Below are 7,120 nucleotides of genomic sequence, written 5' to 3'. Positions count from 1 at the left end.
CAGCGGCAGGTAGGCGGCGCCCGCCTTGAGCACGGCGAGGACGGCGGTGATCAGCTCGGCGCCGCGCGGCAGGGCGACGGCCACGAAGGACTCCGGCCCGGCGCCGCGCTCGGCCAGCAGGTGGGCCAGCCGGTTGGAGCGCTCGTCCAGTTCGCGGTAGGTCAGCGAGGCGTCGGGCGCGGTGACCGCGACGGCCTCCGGGGTCCGGGCGGCCTGCTCGGCGAAGAGCGCGGGCAGGGTGGCCTGCCGGACGGGCCCGGCCGGGGCGGCGGCGCCGCTCCACTCGGTGAGGATGCGGTCCAGTTCGGCGGGCTCGGGCGCGCCGAGCCGGGCGAGCGGGGTGTGCGGGTCCTCGGCGACCTGCTCCAGGAAGCGCGTCAGCCGGTCGAGCACCCGCTCGGCCTCGGTCTCGGTCAGCGCCGTGGCGCGGTAGCCGAGTTGGAGGTCGAGTCGCTCACCGGGGAAGACGGTCAGGCTCAGCGGGTAGTGGGTGGCGGAGAGGATGCGGGCCGCGCTGACGGTGCCGCCGGACTCCCGGTACAGCGCCGCCTCGTCCACCGGGTAGCTCTGGAAGGCGAGCACGGTGTCGAACAGTTCGCCCTGCACCCCGGAGGCGGCCTGCACCTCGGCGAGCGGCAGGTGCTCGTGCGGCATCATGGCGAGCTGCTGGGCGGCCAGCGCCGCGAACAGCTCGCTGGCCCGCCGGTCCGGCCGCAGGTCGGCCCGGACCGGCACGGTGTTGGCGAACAGCCCGATCATCGACTCGACGTCCGGGACCTCGGCCGGGCGGCCGGAGGTGACGGCGCCGAACACCACGTCCTGGCGGCCGGTGAGACCGCCGAGCAGCAGCGCCCAGCAGCCCTGCACCACGGTGTTGAGGGTCAGGCCCTGGCCGCGCGCCCAGCCGGCCAGCGCGGCGGTGTGCTCCGGGGACAGCGCCCGCCGGACGAGGGCGGGCGGTTCGAGCGGGTCCTCGGCCTCCGGCAGCACCCGCAGCGGCCCGTCCAGGCCGTCCAGCAGCTCCGCCCAGGCAGCGCGAGCGGCGGCGCGGTCGCGGCCGTTCAGCCAGGTCAGGAAGGACCGGTAGGGCGCCGGTGCGGGCAGCTCGGCGGCCTGCTCGGCGTCTCCCAGAAGGCCCAACTCCCGTACGGCCATGGGGAAGGACCAGCCGTCCATGACGATGTGGTGCACCGACCAGAGGAAGCGGTGGCGCCCCTCGCCGAGCCGGATCAGGGTGAACCGCATCAGCGGCGGCCGGGCCAGGTCGAAGCGGCGCAGCCGGTCCTCGCGGGTCAGCCGCCGCGCCTCGGCCTCCCGCTCGGCCTCGGGCAGGTGGGTGAGGTCGTGCCGGACCCACTCCGGTGCGACCTCGGTGTCCTTGAGGACGACCTGGACCGGCTCGCCGTTGCGGCGGTGGCGGAAGCAGGCCCGCAGGTTGGGGTGGCGGCGCAGCAGCGCGGCCGAGGCGGTGCGCAGCCGCTCGGCGAGCTGTTCGCCGTCGCCCGCGCCCGGCCCGTCCAGCTCGGCGACGAGCTGGAGGGTGTACGGGTCGGACGCGGCCTGGTCGTACGAGGACAGGAACAGCAGCCCCTGCTGGAGCGGGGAGAGCGGCAGCACCTCGCTGATCTTCGTCCCGGTCCCGGAGGCGCTCGTTCGGGCGGCGTTCGGTCCGGCGGTGCTTCCGGCGGAGCGCGTTCTCGGAGCGGTCGTCACGACAGTTCCTCGTTCAGCTCGAATTCCAGGTCGGCCAGTTCCTCGTCGGACAGGGTGAGCAGACCGCCCTCGGGCTCCGCCGGGGCGCTCTCGGCGGTGTCCTCGGCCTCCTCGGCGATCTCCGCGAGGGCGGCGGCGGTCTTGTGGGTGAAGACGTCCCGGGTGGTGAGGGTGAGTCCGGCCTTGCGGGCGCGGCTGACCACCTGGATGGAGCGGATGCTGTCGCCGCCGAGGGTGAAGAAGTCCTCGTCGATGCCGACACCGGTGGTGCCGAGCACTTCGGCGAGGATCTCGCAGAGCACCCGCTCCCGCTCGTTGCGCGGGCCGCGGACGGCGCCCTGCTCGGCCAGGTCGGGGCGGGGCAGCGCCTTGCGGTCGAGCTTGCCGTTCGGGGTGAGCGGCATGGCGTCCAGCACCAGCCAGGAGGCCGGGACCATGTAGCCGGGCAGCAGTTCGGCCAGTTCGCGGCGGATCCGCTCGGGGTCGACCCCGGGGCCGGTGAGGTAGCCGACCAGGCGGGGGTTGCCGGAGGCGTCGGGCAGGACGGCCACGGCGGCGTCGGCCACCGAGTTCAGGGAGCGGATGACGGCTTCGATCTCGCCGGTCTCGACGCGGCGGCCGCGGATCTTGACCTGGTGGTCGCGGCGCTCGATGAACTCCAGTTTTCCGTCGGGGCGTTGGACGACGCGGTCACCGGTGCGGTACATCCGGAGGCCGGGGCCGGCGAAGGGGTCCGCCATGAAGGTGCTCGCCGTACGGGCCGGGTCGTGGAGGTAGCCGCGGCCGACGCCGGCACCGCCGATGTAGAGCTCGCCGGGGACGCCGACGGGGACGGGCTGGAGTTCGTCGCTGAGTACGTAGAGGCGGGTGTTGCGGACGGCGCCGCCGATGGGGACGCGGGCGCCGAGTTCGTCCCGGGCGGTGATGACGGCGTGGGTGACGTCGTCGGAGCACTCGGTGGGGCCGTAGGCGTTCATCATCGGGACGGTCGGGTAGCGGGCGTGCCAGCGGCGGCACAGGTCGGCCGGGAGGGCTTCGCCGGTGACCATCAGCCAGCGCAGGTCGGGGAGTTCGGGCGCGCTGCCGTCGGTGTCCCAGGCGTCCAGGGCGGCGCGCAGCAGTGAGGGGACGACCTCCAGGACGGTGATCCGCTCCGCCCGGACCATGCCGAACAGCGCGGTCGGGTCGGCCGCCATCTCCGTCCCCGACGCCCGGACGGTGCCGCCCACGAGCAGCGGGGCGAGCATCTGCCAGACCGACACGTCGAAGGTCAGTGGCGCGTTCTGCACCACGGAATCGCCTGCGGTGAGGTCGAGGTCGCCGATCTTGGCCCACAGGTGGTTCATCATCCCGGAGCGCTGCACCATCGCGCCCTTGGGCCTGCCCGTCGAGCCGGAGGTGAACATCACGTACGCGAGATCCAGCCCCGTCCCCACCGGCTCAGGCAGGGCGCGGGCGGTGAGCGCCCGCTCCAGCCCGAGCACGGTGACCGGCTCGCCCGGTACGGCGGCGGCGAACTCGGCGGCCTGCTCCGCGTACCCGGCACCGGCCAGCAGGTGGCGGGCGCCGCTGTCGGCCAGCAGCGCGGTGTTGCGGGCGGCGGGCGCGGTCGGGTCCAGCGGCAGGTAGGCGCCGCCGGCGCCGAGGACGCCGAGGACCCCGGTGATGAACGGCACGCCGGGCTCGGCGAGCATCGCCACCACCGAACCGGTGCCGACCCCGGCGGCGGTGAGGCCCGCCGACAGTCCGCCGGCCGTCTCGACCAGCTCCCGGTAGTCCACCGAGCCGCCGCCGTCCGTCACGGCGACCGCCTCGGGGGTGCGCTCGGCCACCGCGCGGACCCGCTCGACCACGCCGAGACTCTCCTCGGGGACGGACGGGTCCCAGTTGCCGAGCAGTCCGCCCAGCTCGCCGGGGGTGGCGCTGCCGGTGAGGTCGGCCGGGGCGGTCACGTCGACCTGGGCGAGCGGCAGCGCGGGCCGCTCGGCGACGGTGCGCAGCAGGTGCAGCAGGACCGTCGCCACCCGCTCGACCTCGGGCCGGCTGAACAGCCCCGGGTGGTAGTCCAGCCGCAGGCTGAGCGCCTCGCCGGGGTGCACCACCAGGCTGAGCGGGTGGTGCCGGGCGTCCCGGGCCTCGGCGCGGACCACCCGCGGGCCCTCGGCGGCGGCCAGGCCCTGCTCGTCCAGCGGGAAGTTCTCGAACAGCACCACGGTGTCGAAGGCCTCGCCGGCCAGACCGGCGGCCTGGTGGATCGCGGCGAGCCCGAGGTGCTCGTGCGGCAGCAGCGCGGACTGCTGCTCCTGAAGGGCGTGCAGCAGCTCGGCGAGGGTGGCGCCGGGGTGCAGCCGGGCCCGGACGGGCACGGTGGTGAGGAACATGCCGATCATCGACTCGACGTCCGGGACCTCGGCCGGGCGGCCGGAGGTGACGGCGCCGAACACCACGTCCTGGTGGCCGGTGAGCCGGCCGAGCAGCAGCGCCCAGCAGCCCTGGACCACGGTGTTGAGGGTCAGGCCCTGGCCGCGCGCCCAGCCGGCCAGCGCGGCGGTCAGTTCGCGCGGCACCTCGGTGCGGACGGCCTCCGGCAGCGCGGGGACGCGTGCCGGGTCGGCCGGGACGACCAGGGTCGGCTCCTCCAGGTCGGCCAGCACCCCGTGCCAGGCGGTGCGGGCCGCCTCGCGGTCCTGCGCGGCCAGCCAGGCCAGGTAGGAGCGGTACGGGGCCGGGTCGGGCAGCAGGGTGACGTCCGCGCCGGGCGCGCTGAGCGCGAACAGCTCGCGGACCAGCAGCGGCATCGACCAGCCGTCGACCAGGATGTGGTGGCTGGTCCAGATGAACCGGTGCCGGTCCTCGCCGTGGGCGACCAGGGCGAAGCGCAGCAGCGGCGGGGCGGCGAGGTCGAAGCGGCGGGTGCGCTCGGCCTCGGTGATCCGGTCCAGCTCGGCGGCCCGGGCGGGCTCCGGCAGGTCGGTCAGGTCGGCTTCCAGCCAGGGGAGTTCGGCGTTCCGCGGGATCACCTGGACGGGCTCGCCGGCGGCCCGGGCGCGGAAGGCGGCGCGCAGGTTGGGGTGCCGGTCGAGCAGGGCCTGGCCGGCGGCGCGCAGGGCGGACGGGTCCGGCTCGCCCTCGATGTCGGCGACGATCTGCAGGGTGTACACGTCGACGCCCTCGCCGGAGGCGTCCTGCCCGGCGGCGTCGTAGTCGGCGTGGAAGAGCATGCCCTGCTGGAGCGGGGTGAGCGGCAGCACGTCGGTCAGGGCGGTGCCGGCCTCGGCGAGCTCGGCCTCGTACTCCTCGATCTCCTCCTGGTCCAGTCGGACCAGGGGCAGGTCGGAGGGGGTTCGGCCGCCCGGCCCGGAGTGGCGGGAGAGCAATTCGAGGGCGCGGAACCACGTCTCGGCGACGTCCCGGGCGTCCTCCTCGGTGACGGTGCGGCCGGCCCAGGACCAGTTGGCGATCAGGTGCGGGCCGTCCTGCCGGTCCTCGGTGGCCGGGGTGACGTCCAGCAGGTGCGGCAGCGGCATGCCGGGGTGGGCGCCGGTGCCGACCACGCCGTCCCCGCCGGCCGGCTCCCACAGGCCGCTCTCGCGGGCGTCGAAGCGGCCCATGTAGTTGAAGCCGATCTGCGGCCTGTGGTGGCCCGCCAGGGCGCGGGCGGCGTGCGGGTTGAGGTAGCGCAGCAGGCCGTAGCCGACGCCGCGGTCGGGCAGGGCACGCAGCTGCTCCTTGATCCGCTTGACCGCGGCGGCCAGCGCGGGGCCGCCGGACCACAGCTCGTCCCAGTCCGGCGTGCCGGGGTCGAGGCGGACGGGGAAGGCGGAGGTGAACCAGCCGACCGTACGGGAGAGGTCGAGGTCGTCGCTGAGCTGCTCGCGGCCGTGGCCCTCCAGCTCGATCAGGGTCTGGGCGTACTGCGTGTGGCCGTGGCGGCGGCGCCAGTCGGCGACGGCGATCGCCAGGCCGGTCAGCAGCACGTCGTTGACCTCGGCGTGGAAGGCCGCCGGGACGTCGGTGAGCAGCGGGCCGGTGACCTCGGGGCCGAGCTCCAGGCGCAGGGTGCGCTGGGTGCCGTACACGTCGGTCTCCGGGTCCAGCCGGTGGGTGCCGACCAGCGGGTCCGGGCCGTCCAGGATGCCCTGCCAGAGGGCGAGTTCGGCGCCGCGGACCTGGGTGCGGGCCTGCTCGGCGAGCAGCCGGGACCACGCGCGGTAGGAGGTGCCGACCTGGTCCGGGGCGGGGGCGCGGCCCTCGGCCAGCGCCTGGCAGGCGGCGGCCAGGTCGGGCAGCAGGATGCGCCAGGAGACGCCGTCGATGACCAGGTGGTGGGCGCAGATCACCAGGTGGGCGCTGTCGGCGCCGGGCGCGGCGGGGATCAGCACGGCCTGGACGACCACGGCGGCGCCGGGGTCGAGCCGGGCGCGGGCGGCGGCGGCCTGCCGCTCGGCGAAGCCGAGCCCGTCGGCCTCGCTGCCCTCCGCCTGGGTGACCAGCCGGACGCCGTTCAGCGCGCCGGGGGCCAGCACCTCCAGGTGCCACAGGCCGGGGGAGGGCTCGGTGGCCCGGGTGCGCAGCGCGTCGTGGTGGTCGACCAGGGCGTGCAGGGCGGTGTCGAGCAGCTCCGCGTCCAGGCCGGCCGGGACGCGGACCACCACGTGCTGGCTGTACTTGACCACCGGGCCGGTGAGGCTGCGGGTGTCCTCGTGCAACTGGGCGATGATCGGGGTGAGTTCGTACGGGCCGGGGCCGCCCTCGTCCTCCCGGGCGGCCGGCTCCGCGGCGCCGCCGCCGGCCACCCGGGCCAGGGCGGCGGCGGTCTTGTGGGTGAAGACGTCCCGGGTGGTGAAGGTCAGTCCGGCCTTGCGGGCGCGGCTGACCACCTGGATGGAGCGGATGCTGTCGCCGCCGAGGGCGAAGAAGTCCTCGTCGATGCCGACGCCGGTGGTGCCGAGCACTTCGGCGAGGATGTCGCACAGGATCCGCTCGCGCTCGTTGCGCGGGCCGCGGACGGCGCCCTGCTCGGCCAGGTCGGGGCGGGGCAGGGCCTTGCGGTCGAGTTTGCCGTTGGGGGTGAGCGGCATGGCGTCCAGGACCAGCCAGGAGGCCGGGATCATGTACGCGGGCAGCAGCTGGGCGAGTTCGGCGCGGACCTGGCTCGGCCGGACGCCGGGGCCGGTGAGGTAGCCGACGAGGCGGGGGTTGCCGGAGGCGTCGGGGAGGACGGCGACGGCGGCGTCGGCCACCGAGTTCAGGGAGCGGATGACGGCTTCGATCTCGCCGGTTTCGACGCGGCGGCCGCGGATCTTGACCTGGTGGTCGCGGCGCTCGATGAACTCCAGTTGTCCGTCGGGGCGTTGGACGACGCGGTCACCGGTGCGGTACATCCGGAGGCCGGGGCCGGCGAAGG

At 75.4% G+C, this 7,120-nt stretch carries 2 protein-coding genes; both read right to left on the bottom strand.

All coding sequences use genetic code 11. The features are described 5' to 3' along the window. A partial coding sequence (locus J0670_RS25255) for a condensation domain-containing protein (RefSeq protein WP_307806678.1) occupies nucleotides 1-1,713 on the bottom strand: 1,713 nt, incomplete at its 3' end. Next, nucleotides 1,710-7,097: a non-ribosomal peptide synthetase gene (locus J0670_RS25250; protein WP_243437493.1), complete on the bottom strand. Its 5,388-nt coding sequence runs from the start codon at nucleotides 7,095-7,097 to the stop codon at nucleotides 1,710-1,712. The genes J0670_RS25255 and J0670_RS25250, both read right to left, overlap by 4 nt. Between the last annotated feature and the right edge of the window lie 23 nt (nucleotides 7,098-7,120).

This window comes from Streptomyces sp. FH025, assembly GCF_017427025.1.
In the GTDB taxonomy this organism is placed as follows: domain Bacteria; phylum Actinomycetota; class Actinomycetes; order Streptomycetales; family Streptomycetaceae; genus Kitasatospora.
The sequence above is the reverse complement of the archived record's forward strand: the minus strand, read 5'-3'. Positions and strand labels throughout refer to the sequence as shown.

What these genes read in the sequence shown, in the direction of transcription:
- J0670_RS25250 (WP_243437493.1), bottom strand. Translation starts at nt 7,097, where the DNA reads ATGTACCGCACCGGTGACCGCGTCGTCCAACGCCCCGACGGACAACTG.